The organism is Bacillus sp. ISL-75 (assembly GCF_018613095.1).
The window spans coordinates 43,572-59,321 of sequence record NZ_JAGGQX010000030.1 but is presented as its reverse complement, the minus strand read 5'-3'; the positions used below and the strand labels follow the sequence as shown (position 1 = coordinate 59,321).

13 protein-coding genes are annotated in these 15,750 nt (G+C 39.1%); 1 reads left to right on the top strand and 12 read right to left on the bottom strand.

Annotation, left to right across the window (positions count from 1 at the left end):
• Positions 1-2: 2 nt before the first annotated feature.
• The 9 genes from J7E63_RS13980 to J7E63_RS13940 all read right to left on the bottom strand — a co-directional run bounded on the left by J7E63_RS13980 (position 3) and on the right by J7E63_RS13940 (position 11,777).
• Positions 3-1,469: a CoA-acylating methylmalonate-semialdehyde dehydrogenase gene (locus J7E63_RS13980; RefSeq protein WP_215013241.1), complete on the bottom strand. Its 1,467-nt coding sequence runs from the start codon at positions 1,467-1,469 to the stop codon at positions 3-5.
• A 158-nt stretch (positions 1,470-1,627) separates the two neighbouring features.
• Positions 1,628-3,256: a PucR family transcriptional regulator gene (locus J7E63_RS13975; RefSeq protein WP_215013542.1), complete on the bottom strand. Its 1,629-nt coding sequence runs from the start codon at positions 3,254-3,256 to the stop codon at positions 1,628-1,630.
• A 355-nt stretch (positions 3,257-3,611) separates the two neighbouring features.
• Complete coding sequence (locus tag J7E63_RS13970) at positions 3,612-3,830, bottom strand: hypothetical protein (protein WP_215013239.1); 219 nt, start codon at positions 3,828-3,830, stop codon at positions 3,612-3,614.
• Between the two features lie 50 nt (positions 3,831-3,880).
• Positions 3,881-5,353 carry an NCS1 family transporter gene (locus J7E63_RS13965; RefSeq protein WP_215013237.1) on the bottom strand — a complete coding sequence of 491 codons (1,473 nt, stop codon included), beginning with the start codon at positions 5,351-5,353 and terminating at the stop codon, positions 3,881-3,883.
• Between the two features lie 154 nt (positions 5,354-5,507).
• Positions 5,508-6,926: a dihydropyrimidinase gene (hydA, locus tag J7E63_RS13960; protein ID WP_215013235.1), complete on the bottom strand. Its 1,419-nt coding sequence runs from the start codon at positions 6,924-6,926 to the stop codon at positions 5,508-5,510.
• Positions 6,927-6,947: 21 nt separating this feature from the next.
• The gene (preA, locus tag J7E63_RS13955) at positions 6,948-8,234 is read right to left on the bottom strand and encodes an NAD-dependent dihydropyrimidine dehydrogenase subunit PreA (RefSeq protein ID WP_215013233.1); all 1,287 of its coding nucleotides are present in this window, start codon (positions 8,232-8,234) and stop codon (positions 6,948-6,950) included.
• A gap of 32 nt (positions 8,235-8,266) precedes the next feature.
• Positions 8,267-9,622, bottom strand: a complete 1,356-nt coding sequence (locus J7E63_RS13950) for an NAD(P)-dependent oxidoreductase (protein ID WP_215013534.1) — start codon at positions 9,620-9,622, stop codon at positions 8,267-8,269.
• Positions 9,623-10,276: 654 nt separating this feature from the next.
• Positions 10,277-11,083: a uroporphyrinogen-III synthase gene (locus tag J7E63_RS13945; protein WP_215013231.1), complete on the bottom strand. Its 807-nt coding sequence runs from the start codon at positions 11,081-11,083 to the stop codon at positions 10,277-10,279.
• 22 nt (positions 11,084-11,105) lie between these two features.
• Positions 11,106-11,777, bottom strand: coding sequence for an NAD-dependent epimerase/dehydratase family protein (locus J7E63_RS13940; RefSeq protein ID WP_215013531.1), 672 nt, complete (start codon positions 11,775-11,777; stop codon positions 11,106-11,108).
• Positions 11,778-12,081: 304 nt separating this feature from the next.
• Between J7E63_RS13940 and J7E63_RS13935 the strand changes: the two genes are divergently transcribed.
• Positions 12,082-12,381 (top strand): hypothetical protein, encoded by a 300-nt coding sequence (locus J7E63_RS13935; RefSeq protein WP_215013229.1) that lies wholly within the window; start codon positions 12,082-12,084, stop codon positions 12,379-12,381.
• A 118-nt stretch (positions 12,382-12,499) separates the two neighbouring features.
• On the opposite strand, the gene J7E63_RS13930 is transcribed toward J7E63_RS13935, so the two are convergent.
• The 3 genes from J7E63_RS13930 to J7E63_RS13920 form a co-directional block, all read right to left on the bottom strand.
• A complete protein-coding gene (locus tag J7E63_RS13930) occupies positions 12,500-13,273 on the bottom strand; it encodes a cobalamin-binding protein (protein WP_215013227.1) in 774 nt (257 codons plus the stop codon).
• A gap of 88 nt (positions 13,274-13,361) precedes the next feature.
• Entirely contained in the window at positions 13,362-13,964 is a 603-nt protein-coding gene (locus J7E63_RS13925; protein ID WP_215013226.1) for a branched-chain amino acid aminotransferase, read from the bottom strand.
• Between the two features lie 130 nt (positions 13,965-14,094).
• Positions 14,095-15,633, bottom strand: coding sequence for a DHA2 family efflux MFS transporter permease subunit (locus tag J7E63_RS13920; protein WP_215013224.1), 1,539 nt, complete (start codon positions 15,631-15,633; stop codon positions 14,095-14,097).
• Positions 15,634-15,750: the final 117 nt, after the last annotated feature.

The window sequence follows — 15,750 nt, the reverse complement described above, 5'->3', positions numbered from 1 at the left end:
ACTTAACCGTCAAAACGAGAGGTAATCATTTTTTTGCGCGTATAGAAATTTAAACCGTCTTTCCCGTTTACATGCATGTCACCATAGAAGGAATCCTTCCAGCCCGAAAATGGGAAGAATGCCATTGTTGCCGGTACGCCAACATTAATGCCAAGCATACCTGCTTCTGCTTCTTCACGGAATTGACGGATCGCTTTCGCATTGTTCGTATAGATGGTTGCGCCGTTGCCATACCTGGACTTTCGAATATATTCCAACCCTTCGTCTAAATCATTGGCACGTAGGAGACTTAATACTGGGGCAAAGAGTTCCTCCTTAGCAATTGTCATTTCAGGTGTGACGTGATCAAAAATAGTAGGTCCCAAGAAATTTCCTTCTGGGAGCTCATCCATTTCTCTGCGTCCATCCCTTATTAAATCAGCGCCTTCCGCAAGCCCTTTTTCAATATAGCCAAGTACTTTTTCACGGTGTTCCCTCCGGATAATCGGTGTTAATAACACTTCATCATCCATTCCGTTACCAATGATTAGTTCATCTGCCTTTTTCTTTAATGCGGCTACAAACGGCTCATTATCACCGACAACAACTACTGCACTGCAGGCCATACAACGTTGTCCCGCACTTCCAAACGTAGAAGTTATCACATGTTGGACAGCCTTATCCATATCTGCATCAGGCATGACAATATGATGATTTTTAGCTCCAGATAGGGCTTGAACTCTCTTTCCTTCTGCAGCAGCTCGCTGATAAACATACTTTGCAACAGGTTGGGAGCCAACAAATGAAATGGCCGCAATGTCCTTATGCTCGAGTAAGCCATTGACAACATCATGAGCACCGTGGACCACATTTAACACGCCTTTTGGTGCACCAGCTTCCATGAACAACTCTGCTAATCTATTAGCTAATATTGGTGTGCGTTCTGATGGCTTTAGCACAAAAGTATTACCACAAGTGATTGCTAGCGGGAACATCCATAGCGGGACCATCATCGGGAAGTTAAAGGGTGTAATCCCGCCGACAATCCCTACAGGGTATCGGAACATTTCGGAATCAATATCTTCAGCAATACCTGATAACGTTTCTCCCATCATTAACGTTGGAGCACCTGATGCAAATTCAACACACTCAATCCCGCGCTGGACCTCACCGTAAGCTTCTTTGTATGCCTTTCCATTTTCTAACACAATTAATCTTGCTAATTCTTTATGGTTTTCAGTTAACAGATGGTGGTATTTAAAAAGAATTCTGGCTCTCTTTGGAACCGGGACATTTTTCCACTCCTTAAAAGCAGCCTTAGCCGCTGCTACTGCTAGATTTACATCCTCTTTCGTTGACACAGGTACCTTTGTTAACAGCTCATTCGTAGCAGGATTGGGTACATCTAGTGTTTGGACGCTGTTCGAGTTCACCCATTCACCGTTAATGAAATTCTTTAAAATGGCCGTATCTTTTTTTGTTACACTCATATATATAACCTCCTAATTTTTTTATAAATAGTGTTTTTGAATTTTCTACCTTGATAGCCTTATAATCTCATTATCTCGTATCTAAACCATGCTTTCATTAGACAAAATGTTAATTGAGACCAACCAATTCTTTGACGATTTGAATAGTAATTGGACATTTATTCTGTTTTTCTGAAACTGGTATTACTTGTATTTTGTTGGGAAGCTGATAAGTAATCTTGGACAAGAAGCATGAATTCGATAGCTACTCGTTTTTCATGCTCCATAAAGTCTTCTCCCAGAATGTTTTCAAGCTTTTGCAGGCGATGGTACAGTGTTTGCCTGACAATAAAAAGCTTGCTAGCGGCTTCTTGTTTTGATCCATTACATTCTAAATAGACCTTTAATGTCTCTAGCAGCTTGCCATTATATTTTTGATCATATTGAATAACAGGCTGTAAATACTCTGCTGCAATCTCTTTTAGGTTAACGTGTTTACTCATTTGTGAAATAAGACGATATAAATGCAGATCCTCATAAAAATAATAAGTCGCTTTATTGGTCATCTTTTGCTGTATTCGCTGAGTTTCCTTCGCTGTGAGATAACTTCTATGTACTCCATTTAAATTTCCAATAAAATTTCCTACCGCAATCAAGATTTTTGCTGAGCACTGTTTTCTAATAAACTCTGATTCGGTAATGGATTCAATTGCCTTCTTAATCCGTTCCTTTGCATTCTTTTTCGTCCGATTATTTACAAGAATGAATGTAAGCTCATTTCTTTTTTCAACAGGAAACACATTGAAGCCATTCTGTTCAAATACCGAGCGAAATAATAACTTTAAATAGGTAACATCTTGGGTTATTTTTTCTTTTAGAGGAATAAGCTTTGTGATTAAGACCACTGCTTCATTCGTTTTTGTTTTAATCCCGTTCTGGGTAAAATATTCACTAATGCTTTCGAGTGAATGTTCCCCCTCAAGCCAGCCGTAAAGCCACTCAAACTCCTCGACGCGCTTTTTTTCTTCGACATACATTTCCCTTAATAAATGCTGGGCCAGTGCTGTTGCGGTACGATCCAAAATCAATAAATCGTATTCACTGATAGGGATATCCTCTGAATAAATAAATAACTCTGCATATTCTTGACCAAACAAGAATATAGGGGCAGACGCTATATGATCACATGGGTGTATTTCGGTCCCTTCAAGCTGGGTCATTAGTTTTTTTTGTTCTGCTTGACTAATTTCCGGGACAAATTCATAGTCCAGATTCTTTAAGCGGAAAATAATTTGTAAATCCAATGCAGAAAAAATGCATTGAAGAATATCACCATAACTCTCCATCGTTAGAAGTCGTTTATTTAAGCTTTGCGAGTAATGCTCTAAATCTGAAATCTTCTGGTATTGCTGGTTAATAATGATTGAGTGGATGTCTTGAGTAATGTTCACAAACGGAACTTCCTGTGTAAAAATAATAATCGGAAATTGATGTTCATTAGCAATATCTATGACTTCCGCTGGGATGGCTGTTATGTATGTCCCCATTTCAATACATAAACCAGCTGCATTGTTTTCAAGAAATTCCATTACCATCGATACAAATAAATCGGTATTATCTTTCCAGGCAACACCTGTTGCTAGAATAAGTTCATCTCCATTAAGAAGATTTCGAATACTGGTGACCTCGACGATATGAACCCATTTGACGAATCGATGAATACCGTCTTCCCCAGCGATAACCCGTGCATTTTCAAAATGCTTTCGATTTAAAATATCTGCCACCGTTAATTGAAAATGTTCTTTCATCATTTGGCTCTCCTCGCAAAAGTGAAAACAGAATAATAGGTGAAAAAGGATTGGTCCTGCAACCAATCCTTTCACTATATATCTAGAGTATTATCGGGAAGTATACTTTTATTTCACTAAGCATTGACTCAAATTCATTACGATCTAGAAAGTCTTCAGACTGCCAATTTTCCATGATCCAGGCCACTAATTCTTTAGGAGAGTTGAAGTACTCTCCGCTAGAATCAGATTTTCGTATCGTATAACGTCCATTGTCTTCATCTATTGTGACTACACAAGGGTACGCATTGTCCTTTGATCTTAAATAGAATTCCAAACTTCCCACCCCCTAATATTATCTTTTAACACTTAGCACTCACGAACTTGTGTGATTCTGCTTCAATAAAAGACTAGTAAAATATTTTCGTGCATTTGCTGTTCCAATCAAAAGTGTTTCAAATACATTTCCTTTAGGATGTAAAAATTCAACAGTAGCCCCATTAAAATGTTCTTTAACCCTATTAATTCGATAGCCTTTCTGAATAAAGAAATCAATTTTGTCTCTTTCATCTAGAAATTGCTGATAATCTGACATCCAATCTCCCCCTTTTAATTTCATAAACTATTTGTTATATCCTGTTTAGCTTAATATAAATCTACATTATTTGGAATTTCTTCCATCACTGTTTCATATGTGTTTTCTTCAATTACCCAATCCCGGCCAACGGAAATACCTAAATATTTCTCGTCGCTCGGATCCACGATTTCTGCCTGAGGATACTTTTGGAACCACCAGTATTTGGAAAGGACATAATACACCCCAGCACCAATGATAAAACCAACTAAAAACCCATAATTCGGAACAAAGTAAGATGCTACTGCCCCAATAATCCAGGCAATAAATCCAGCTAAATTTACTCCGCTCATATATTTAAATTGGCCATGGTTCTCGTATAATTCTGTTACATTTACACGTCTTTTCCGAAGCAGATAATAATCAGCAAACAATATACCGACTATAGCTGCTAGAATACCTCCGACAAAGAGAAGAACTTGAATAATAACATCAAACAACTGCCATGGCTGAACAATAGTTCCGACAATTCCAGCAGTGATGACCCCTGCCCAAAATGGAAACTTCGGACCGCCCACGTTTGAAAAAATGGTTGCTGCTGGCACAACATTTGCTGCCGTATTGGTCGACCACTGGGCTAGGACAATCATTAACAGTAATATAGCAAGGATAAAGCCGCTTGCTGCCTTTTGGAGTGCGACCACAGGATCAGCGTTTAATACGGCAATATAGGAAACCGCACCAATGACAATCATAAATGTTTGTGTAAGTGGCATTGCGACAAGGTTCCCCATTAAAGAAGCTCTATTTCGCTTAAACCAGTTCTTTTCATTTTTTGGTGCCTTGATGAAGCGTGAAATAGTGGGAATATCTGCACTTAATGTCGCCCAAAAACCCATATTACTAAAAATAACAACTAAAAAGGCTGAAAAAGCAGCGCCGCCGGTTACAGGGGACTCGACCCAACTCCAGACCTCTCTGCCTGCAGCTGTTGCCTGATCTGATAATGACACATACATCCATAGTGAAATGATCAGAATAATTGGTGCGGCTAAATCGGCAAATCGCTCAATCGATTTTATACCAAGTGCAGTATTAATCAGTTGAACCGCCGCAAAGATTAGAAAGCAAACAAACCAATTATCAAAGCCAAATAAAATATTTAAGATACCATTCATCGCCGTCGAGCCAAAGTAAGTATTTACGCCGAACCACATCGATGCCGTTATTCCTCGGGTAATAGAAGGGATATGGGTTCCGATTGTTCCAAACGGTGCTCTCATATAAACAGGGAAGGACAATCCATGTTCAATTCCGATATCTGAAATCAATGAAATGAACAATCCAATCGCAAGACTTCCAATGATCGTTGCCAGAATGACCCATGGTAAAGATAAACTCTTAACCCCTGCTCCACCAATCGCAAAGGTGGCAAGTACGACCACCATTCCCACCCACATAAACGAGTAACCTAATTTGGTGATTGTCCTGTCCTTATGGTGAATCGGTAATAAATCTGGTGATTTTAAGTGGTTTTTTTTCATGTGAACACTCCTTGTTTTCGGTTTGATTTTCTAGAATCCTAGACAAATTCAACAAACGGTCAACAAACAATTAATAAGGCAATTGCTCAGCAAATCTGAGCAATTGCAAATAGGAGTAGTTCGATTAGTGTTTGAGTGAAGCTAAGATAATTAGCTAGATAGATAGTGTTTCACTTTGGTTTAGTAGTGTATTTTTATTATATTTTGCCCTCTTCAAATATTGGCCTGAACCTGGTTTTCCAACAAATTGCTTGTCGCGAACAACAAATTCCCCACGAGACAACACCGAAACAGGCTCGCCGGTTACCTTCATACCTTCAAACGCATTGTAGTCAACAGCCATATGATGTGTTTCGGCCGAAATCACACGTTCGATATTCGGATCAAAGATAACAAGGTCTGCATCTGCACCGATGGTGATTGTCCCTTTTTTCGGGAATAATCCAAAAAGCTTTGCGCTGCGTGTTGAGGTAATATCAACAAATTGATTCAGACTAATCCGTCCCTTCTTCACCCCCTCAGAGAATAAAACCGACAAACGATCTTCAATAATTGGACCGCCGTTCGGTATTTTAGTAAAATCATCTCTTCCTAAATCCTTTTGCCCTTTAAAATCAAAGGAACATTGGTCAGAACCAATCGTTTGCAATTGACCACTCTTCAAAGCATTCCAAAGAACATCCTGATTCCACTTCTCTCTTAATGGCGGTGACCAAACATATTTAGCCCCTTCAAAATTAGGCTTTTCTAAATAGCTTTGATCAAGGACTAAATATTGAGGACAGGTTTCTCCCCAGACATCAAAGCCCTTGCTGCGGGCTATCGCTATTTGTTCCACTGCATCTGCACAGGAGACATGGACTACATATAGCTGTGAATTGGCAAGTCCCGTGAATTTTGCTGCACGGCCTGTAGCTTCGCCCTCTAATTCCTGCGGTCTCGTTAGTGCGTGATAAATCGGGGCCGTTTTCCCTCCATCAAGGGCTTTTTTCGTTAAGTAATCAATGACATCCCCATTTTCTGCATGGACCATGACCAAGGCTCCGTGTTCTTTTGCAGAAATAAGTGTCTTGAACAATGTTTCATCATCCGCTTGAAATACATTTTTGTAAGCCATAAATACCTTAAAGGAGGTAATTCCTTCTTCAGTAATAACTTGAGGGAGCTCACTGAGAACATTCTCGTTGATTTCTGAGATCATTAAGTGGAAACCATAATCAATAACAGCTTTTTCTCTTGATTTATCATGCCATGTTTGAATCGCATTTTTCAGCGGCTCCCCCTTATTGGTTAAGCAAAAATCAATAACTGTGGTCGTTCCGCCAAAGGCAGCAGCTATGGTCCCTGATTCGAAATCATCCTTTGTCACCGTTCCACCAAATGGCATATCGAGATGGGTGTGTGGATCAATCCCTCCTGGAAAAACAAAACAGCCTTTCGCATCGATTATTTCCGCGCCAATCGCTGATAGATTCGTCCCGATTTGTGATATTTTACCATCTTCGATTAATATTTCTGCTTGGTATGTGTCTGCAGCCGTGACAATTGTCCCGTTTTTGATAATTTTTTTCATCAATAGTTCCCTCCAAATCTTCTACTTAGTTAGATCTGCTTTACATTCTACAACTCCACTTAAGGCAGCCTGTCGTTCATTCCAAGTCATCGGCGGCAGTTCTCTTGCTGCTTCGACCATATCAATCGCCCCATCTACAGGACATACAATCGAACATAAATTACAACCGACACAATCCTCTTCCCTCACTTTGAGGAAGCTCTTTCCATTTGCGTCCGTCAACATATCAATACATTGATGCGAGGTATCTTCGCAGGCGATGTGGCACTTATTGCAATTGATACAAACCTCGGTATTGATTTTTGCGACGATATTGTAATTTAAATCCAAGTTGCCCCAATCGGAGTATTTAGGGACGGATTTCCCAATGATTTCAGAAACAGAATCAATCCCTTTACTATCTAGATAATTGCTTAATCCTTCAATCATGTCCTCAACAATTCGGAAACCATGGTGCATAGCGGCCGTACAAATTTGAACGCCTGTCGCTCCCATCAACATAAATTCAACGGCATCCCTCCAATTGGAAATGCCGCCAATCCCCGAAATTGGCAAGTTAATATGCGGATGTCTAGCACATTCAGCGACCATATTTAAGGCAATCGGCTTAACAGCAGGTCCGCAATAGCCGCCGTGTGCTCCCTTCCCGGCCACATGTGGAATGGTATTCCAAGAATCTAGGTCGACGCCCATGAGGCTATTAATCGTATTAATCATACTGATCGCATCAGCACCACCGTTGCAAGCAGCTTCAGCTGTTGCAGTAATATCAGTGATATTAGGCGTTAATTTTACAATAACAGGTGTCTTAGCAACTTCTTTCACCCAAAAAGTCTGACGCTCAACAAGTGCAGGGACCTGGCCCGAGGCCGAACCCATGCCGCGCTCTGCCATCCCGTGGGGACATCCAAAATTCAACTCAAGTCCATCAACACCGACATCCTCCACACGCTTAACGATGTCATGCCACTTTTCCTGCTTTGGTTCCACCATTAACGAAGCAATGATCGCATGGTTAGGAAATCGCTTTTTGGTTTCATAGATTTCTTTTAAGTTGACATCTAAAGGTCGGTCGGTGATTAGTTCAATATTATTGAAACCGGCCACCCTTTGTCCGTTAAAACTAATTGCAGCAAACCTTGATGATACATTCAAAATAGGATCGCCCAATGTTTTCCAGACTGCCCCACCCCAACCTGCTTCAAAGGCTCTCTGTACCTGATAGCCAGAGTTGGTAGGCGGTGCTGATGCCAGCCAGAACGGGTTAGGAGATTTAATCCCTGCAAGATTAATACGTAAATCAGCCATCTATTTTTCTCCCCTTTTTATCAAATAAGAAGTTATTTTGCCGTTCCGACAAAAGAATATTGTTTATGAATGGAATAGGCCACATCTTTTCCCTGTTGCGCAGCGGTTACGACCATGGCGTCCCCATCCCCTTTACCAAACACAACATCCCCGCATGCAAACACTTTGGGATTGGAGGTTTGGAAGGTTTCTTTATTTACCTTGACAACCCCGCCATCATGGCTAAGATCGAACCCTTCAATTAACTTCAGGTGTCTGGTTTGCCCGATTGCTTTTACCACAGCATCGACAGGAAGCACATATTCGGATCCCTCGATTGCTACAGGTCTGCGCCGTCCATCTTTTTCTAGGTCCCCAAGTTTCATTTTGATACACTCTATTCCGGTTACCTTCCCGGTTTCATCACCGATAATCCTTTTTGGTGCTGTTAACCAGCGGAATTCCACACCATCTTGTTTGGCAAAATCATATTCAAATTCATAGGCCGTCATTTCTTCTTCCGTTCTCCGGTATAAGATTTTGACGTTTTCAGCTCCTAACCGAACGGAACAAGTCGCACCATCAATCGCGGTATTCCCAGCACCAATTACGACAACCCGTTTTCCAACAAACTCTTCGGATAACTGGCCACTTTTTGTTGCCTTGACAAATTCAATCGCATCAAATACACCCGCTAAGTTTTCGCCTTCAACACCCAGGTTTGGTACATGTGCCATACCTACTGCCAATACTACATAATCAAAATTTTCAGTAATTTCTTCCGCTGAAATATCCTTGCCGACCATGGTGTTCGTTTTAATGGTTACATTCAATTTCTCAACCTGCTCTACTTCCCAGAAGGAAATTCTTTGAGGTAAACGGAAAGAGACAATTCCATACGTATTTAAGCCGCCTGCTTTCTCGGCCCCCTCAAATATCGTAACCTCGTAACCCAATCTCGCCAGTTCCCTTGCCGCCGATAGTCCAGCCGGACCACCGCCGATGACAGCAACTGTTCGTCCATTCGCTTGACCTGGTCGAAAAAGTACTTGTTCATTTGTCATTGCCCAATCCGTAGCATATCTTTGTAAATTGCCTATCATAATCGGCTTGGTTGAATGATTTAGGACGCAAGCTCCTTCACATAGTTCATCCGTTGGACAAACCCTAGAACAGCTTGCACCAACTGGATTTGAGGACATGATTGTTTTAGCAGAACCAAGTAAGTTTCCTGAGGCAATTTTTTTAATAAAGGTTGGAATATCAATACCTGTCGGGCAGGCCTTTATACATGGAGCATCATAGCAATAGAGGCATCGATTGGATTCTTCAACAGCTTCTTGGTTTGTCAGTCCCTGCTCCACCTCTAGAAAGTTCTTTTCAAGATTGGATAAGGATATACGCTGCATTTTTTCATTCGCCAAAGAGAAGCCCTCCTTCTTATATGAATGGTTTATGGCCAATACATATGAAATAAATAAATTATTTAAGTGCTGATCTTTAAAATGTAAGCGCTTTAATAAACTGATATTACCAAAAAGGGACCAACTCCTTTAGTCAATTATCTATTTCGCAGAAAATTCTGCATCTTATTATTATTTTACAGACTGATTTTAGACATTTCACCTAACAATCTGTAAATTGATGCAAGCATTTAATTAATCATTATGTAAAAAGAAAGTAGTTTACTATGAATGAAACCCTAGGGGAGTATTGTTGTTGGATGAAAATTGAAAATGATAAGGAATTTTGGATATAGTTATATCAGAGGGCAGATTTCTTGTACACTTTTCTGAATACTTTTTCAATTTAACACAATAATACCAAAAATATTGTAAAAAGAAATCGAATTGTCAATTAATCTTACAAGCTTTATTTGTTCATTTTCAAATGTCTAATCAGTAAAGTATTACTTACCTAACAATGCATCTTCCTTCTAAGGAAAACTGACTTTTTATAAAATAATCGTAAAAAACTTCTCGACATTTTCTACGAATGTGGAGGAAATGAACCCCTTTTTATAAAAAAAGTGTACCCCATTTAGAAGGTACACCCAGCTATGTTTAACTTTGAAAATATTTAGACAACTCGATAACCATTGCTCCCATTCTCTCATTTTCAGGAACAAGGATCTGTTCTACCCCTTGCTCTTTTAATGCTGCTGCGGTAACTTTTCCTACGGCTGCAGCTACTGTTTTTTCTTTGAATGAAGTAACGATGTCTGTAAAGATTTCATGTTCTCTTGCATAGTCAAAAAGCGAGTGAACCTGGGTTGCCGTTGTAAAGCATACCGCGTCACATTCACCGGACTGAAGTTCATTACATAACCTTGCCACCATCTCTTTTTCAGGTGCTATATGCTGGTATGGGAGTAACTTCTGGACAATAGCACCGCGATCTTCGAGAAATTTTGTTAATACTGGTGCTGTTTCCCCGTGAAGTTGCAACATTACTCTTTTTCCAGAGAGATCTACGGTTTCGAGTGATTGAGCTAATCCCTTTGTTGTTCCATCCTCATCGACCACGATTGGTTTAATCTCATATTTCTTTAATGCAGATAGGGTTTTATAGCCTCTAGATGCTATCTGTGCTTCACGAAGGTTCTTTAAAAAGGACTCTTTTAATCCAAGCTTTGTTGCTAATTCCACAAGTGTCTCAAAACCAATCCCCGTTGTGAAGATCACCCAATCGGCACCTTTCTGTACAAATTCGCGTAGATCAGGTTCCACTTCCTTTTCTGCTAGAAATACAGTCCCTTGTAGGGTACGGGCTAGAGGAACACCTCCTTGTTTTTCAATTATCGTACTTATTTCTTCTATTTTTCGCGAACCGCAAATGACGACTCGCTTTCCAGTTAAACCCTTTTCCATTGCACTAACCTCTCAAATCTTATTAATTTTTTTCTCTTGCAATTCTTTCAATCTCATGTGAAGGATAAATATTCACACCACTTTTTTCAGTCTGGGCCACGGCTGCCATTGCTGCTGCGACGTTCCTTGCTTCAATCGCTTTATAAGGCCGTAATGCGCCAACCATGAGTAAATTTAAAAAGGCACTTGCTTTTTCCGCAATTCTTTCCCCAAAACGAAACTCTGTCCGCTCTCCTAACAATAATGATGGCCTGAAAATATGAACCGATGGTATAATTAACTTACCTAGAGCTTCCTCAACTTGTCCCTTCACTTGATTGTAGAAAATTAATGATTTAGAATTTGACCCCATCGCTGTAATAATGAGATATTTTTCTACTCCAGTTTTTGATGAGATTTTTGCTGCCTCGACCGGATATTCATAGTCTACTTTTCGAAAAGCTTCCTTGCTTTTTGCCTTTTTAATAGTAGTCCCTAAACAACAAAAAACATCTGTTACATGAAACAATTCTTGGTATTTATGCAGCTGATCAAAATCAACAATATGTTCTTCACATGATGGATCATTGAATTCAACCGGTCTTCGTACTAACAAATGGATTTTTTCATAATTATTTTGTTGGATGAGGGTTTTTACTAATTCATTTCCTACTAGTCCGCTAGCACCTAGAACAAGTGCCGTTTTTTTTCCGATACTCACAATATATCCCCTTTCTATCCAACCTTTTATCTCAAAATTTCTTTATCAAAATAGATAAGATTTTTTTAAAATCGGTATCATTAAGATTATTGCACAATCCTCGTGAATAATGAAGAATATTAATCCTTAGATGTATAATTTTGACTTTCTATCTTACCCTAAAAAGGAAGATACAAAATTCAATAAGGTAAATAAAGAAGATCACGATAAAATTGTCAATATTACAGATTATTTTTGTTCAATTATTTTTTCCTTGGACATACTGAGGAAGTGAAAATTTTTTAAAGGAGGAACATGGATGCCTAACGATTTCCAATTTAGTAACTTTATTAATGATGTATCGCTGCAAACGAAAATAGAGAATGTGTGGAGTAATACTTGTGGTTCATGGGAAAATTGTAACCAAGAAACGATTCAATCTTTCCTAGCCCAGTGCCTCGATTATAATATTGACCCACAGTACTGCATGAGTTGGGTTGAACAGCATAAGGAAGAAATACCCAATTGGACTAATGTCTCGGAAACCTCGCTAGGCTGGGTAAACCAGCACACATCAACGGGTTCAGCCATTTCGATTACAGAGCAGGATTTTAGTTAATTCTTAGGGAGGGAGTAAAACCCTCCCTTTTCATTTACCGTACAGAGAAAATTTACGATCCCTTTGTAAAATGGAAGTCTGTTTCATTTACCCAAAAATAAAAAAAGTGCTTCTGTGGTCATTTAAATCTATGAATCAAATCTACTAACCTTTCTAATCCATCGAGTAGTCTTGGTGAGGGGCGGCAGTACAGTTCTTCCTCAAGAATGAGAATCTGGTCATCACTTTTAAATCCTAGTTCTTCAAATCCAGTTCTCTTTTTAACAAGGCTTTTTTGAATCTTATCTTTCCTCACTCCTACCCAAGCAAGACAAATAAAATCGGGCTTGCGACTTATTACATCTTCCCACTCCGTTTGGACACTGGCCAATTCAATATCGTGAAAGATGTTCATTGCACCAGCAGCTTCGGATATCTCCGTGAGCCAATTTATTTTTCCTGGTGTGAAAATCGGCTTTGGCCACCATTCCCAGTACAAACGTGGTCGGTAAATTTGATTAACACTCTGCTGTTTTACTTTTTCAAGCCGGGAACGAAATTGCCGAGCCGCCTCCACTCCCCGTTCTTGTTCGCCAAGAACTCCAGCGGTTGTGATTAAATCGTTTTCAATATCGGTTAATGATTGTGGATTTAAAACAAGATGGGGGATATCTCGTTTCTTTAGAGCCTCAATATTTTTTTCCATCCCTGGAACACTTAAAGAAGCAAGGACCATATCAGGCTGCAATTGTTCAACTAGATCCATGTTAATCGATAAATCAGGACCTAACTTTGGTAGATTTTTGATTGAGGCTGGCCAATCGGAAAAGTCATCAACTCCTACTAATAAGTGTGTTAAACCCAGATATTCCATGACTTCAGTATTACTAGGGCACAAGGAAATGACTCGCATGTTCTACCATCTCTCCTCTCGATATAGTTAAAGCAAAGGAATCATAAAACGCATGGATGGAAAATCATCCATGCGCTTTTGGGTATTTCTATTTCCTTTCCCCTTCTACGGCCTCAACCAACTGAAATAAAAAGCGATAAATGAGCTGGAACGCCTCACCTATGGATATTTCTTCGTTAAAACCTTCCACATAGTTTAGGGCAAAATTCAAATTCCATAATCCATCTTCCAAGCTGAACATTAAGTCGAATTTTGCTTCATCCCCATGTAATTGGTTATTTAAATTTTCCTTTAACGCTTTTTCAAATTTCTTTTGCAGTTTTAATCCCAACATTACATCGTATGTCCCAAATACATCATCCGCTTCTAATGAAACAGCCTCAACACCAATTAAATCAAACCAATTGGATTCTAAATAAATAAATTCATTTTTATGCATTTTTAAGTAATCGAGAGGCTGAGTCAAGAATGAAGACGATTCATTCTTTAGCATATTTTCTGTTTCTTTATCACAACGTTCAATGTAGGCGTCTGCAAAGCGCACACTAACATCCTTCTCCGAAAATTGGATATTATTACCCAGCTGATTTTTTTCGAGATACTCTTTTTCTTCTTTAAAAATGGTAATACTATTGCCGTTTGGGTTATTTTGCTGTTCAGATATGTACTGTTTGATTTGGTCTTTTAACATCAGGAATGTCCTCCTATGATTCACTTTTCTATTTTAATATTGAGTGTTTATGAGTAAAAAAGCAAATGTGATAATGTTATTTTGCCAAAAAAAGAGGTGACTATATAAAAGCCACCCCTCTAATTGCTATTTAATTTTCCGCTAATTTCGTTTTTACCTTATGAGAGGTCTGTTTTACCTCACCTGGATCTTCTGCTTGTTTTGCCCGTTTAATAAATAAGGCAAGAACCAAAGCGAGACCAGCGATAAATACACTTACAAAGAAAGCATCATTAATACCTTCTAGCATTGCTTTCATCTGAATATCATGCTGCATTTTTAATTGCATCGCTTCCGTTATTTTTACTGACGGATTAGGTACAACTTTTTTCGCTGCTTCAATTAGTTCAGTTGCATGTGTTTTTGCACGGGTTGTCATCACCGTTACCAACAATGCTGTACCAATCGCACCGGATACCTGCGACATCGTATTGTTCATCGCTGTCCCGTGTGGATAAAAGCGTGCTGGTAACTGGTTTAAGCCATTTGTCGTTATTGGCATATTTACCATCGAAAAACCAAACATACGGATCGTGTATAAAATAATTAAATGAGTATAGGTGGTTTCCAGTGTTAATTTACTAAATAAATAACTTGTTATCACTGTAATAGCTAAACCAATAATAGCTAAAGCACGACCACCGAACTTATCAAAAAGTTTACCTGTAATCGGCATCATAATGGCCATTAGAATTGCCCCTGGCAACAACAATAAACCCGCATCTATCGGGGAAATCCCGCGAACATTTTGGACATAAATTGGTAGAAGAAGCATCCCTGAAAACATCGCCATTGTAACTACCATGGATATAGCAGAAGATAATGCAAACATTGGATATTTATAAATCCGGAAGTTAAGAAGTGGCCGTTCTTGTCTTAATTGACGCAAAATAAATGTTACCAATGAAATGAGCCCAACTGCAAGCGTCCCATAAACTTGCGGACTATCCCATCCTTCTTTACCAGCTGAACTGAATCCATAAAGGATTCCGCCGAAACCTACGCTTGATAACACCACAGATAAGAAATCAAGACGAATATCAACCTTACCTTTTTTATCTTTAAGTAAGAAAAAGCCAAGCAATACGACGAGAATCGCGATTGGTGTAACAAAATGGAAGAGCATTCTCCAGTCATAGTGTTCAATAATCCAACCCGATAAAGTCGGTCCAATTGCCGGAGCAAACATTAATACTAACCCGAAAACCCCCATTGCTAATCCACGTTTTTCAACTGGAAAACTGGTTAACATTACATTCATTAACAAGGGCATCATAATCGCTGACCCAGAAGCCTGAATCATCCGACCAGATAATAATAGTGGAAAGGCATGAGCAAAGCCAGCTAATACAGTTCCTAACGTAAATAAAAGCATGGCTGCTAGGAATAATTGCCGTACAGAAAATTTTTGAATTAAAAATGCTGATAATGGAATCAGAATCCCATTTACTAACATAAAACCGGTTATCAACCATTGACCAGTTGATGGGTCAATTTTTAAGTCAGTCATGATTGAAGGTAGTGCTATATTTAATAATGTATTATTTAAGAATGCAATAAAAGCTCCGATTATCAGTATGGCAAGAACGCCATACGGTGGGCCAGCAGTCTTTTTTATGGTTTGATCCATTGAATTTCCCCCTATAATATATGTTCATTTTTTTATACACCTGTTTCACACTTACATAATAATATACGCAGAGTTCAATTTTTGCAATTAAAAAAACCTGCAAAATTATGGGTTTGT

Coding starts and splice junctions, on each gene's coding strand:
- J7E63_RS13945 (WP_215013231.1), bottom strand. CDS start 11,083: ATGGAAAAGGGTTTAACTGGAAAGCGAGTCGTCATTTGCGGTTCGCGA.
- J7E63_RS13920 (WP_215013224.1), bottom strand. CDS start 15,633: ATGGATCAAACCATAAAAAAGACTGCTGGCCCACCGTATGGCGTTCTT.
- J7E63_RS13925 (WP_215013226.1), bottom strand. CDS start 13,964: ATGTTAAAAGACCAAATCAAACAGTACATATCTGAACAGCAAAATAAC.
- J7E63_RS13980 (WP_215013241.1), bottom strand. CDS start 1,469: ATGAGTGTAACAAAAAAAGATACGGCCATTTTAAAGAATTTCATTAAC.
- preA (WP_215013233.1), bottom strand. CDS start 8,234: ATGGCTGATTTACGTATTAATCTTGCAGGGATTAAATCTCCTAACCCG.
- J7E63_RS13935 (WP_215013229.1), top strand. CDS start 12,082: ATGCCTAACGATTTCCAATTTAGTAACTTTATTAATGATGTATCGCTG.
- J7E63_RS13975 (WP_215013542.1), bottom strand. CDS start 3,256: ATGAAAGAACATTTTCAATTAACGGTGGCAGATATTTTAAATCGAAAG.
- J7E63_RS13950 (WP_215013534.1), bottom strand. CDS start 9,622: ATGCAGCGTATATCCTTATCCAATCTTGAAAAGAACTTTCTAGAGGTG.
- hydA (WP_215013235.1), bottom strand. CDS start 6,926: ATGAAAAAAATTATCAAAAACGGGACAATTGTCACGGCTGCAGACACA.
- J7E63_RS13970 (WP_215013239.1), bottom strand. CDS start 3,830: ATGTCAGATTATCAGCAATTTCTAGATGAAAGAGACAAAATTGATTTC.
- J7E63_RS13965 (WP_215013237.1), bottom strand. CDS start 5,353: ATGAAAAAAAACCACTTAAAATCACCAGATTTATTACCGATTCACCAT.
- J7E63_RS13930 (WP_215013227.1), bottom strand. CDS start 13,273: ATGCGAGTCATTTCCTTGTGCCCTAGTAATACTGAAGTCATGGAATAT.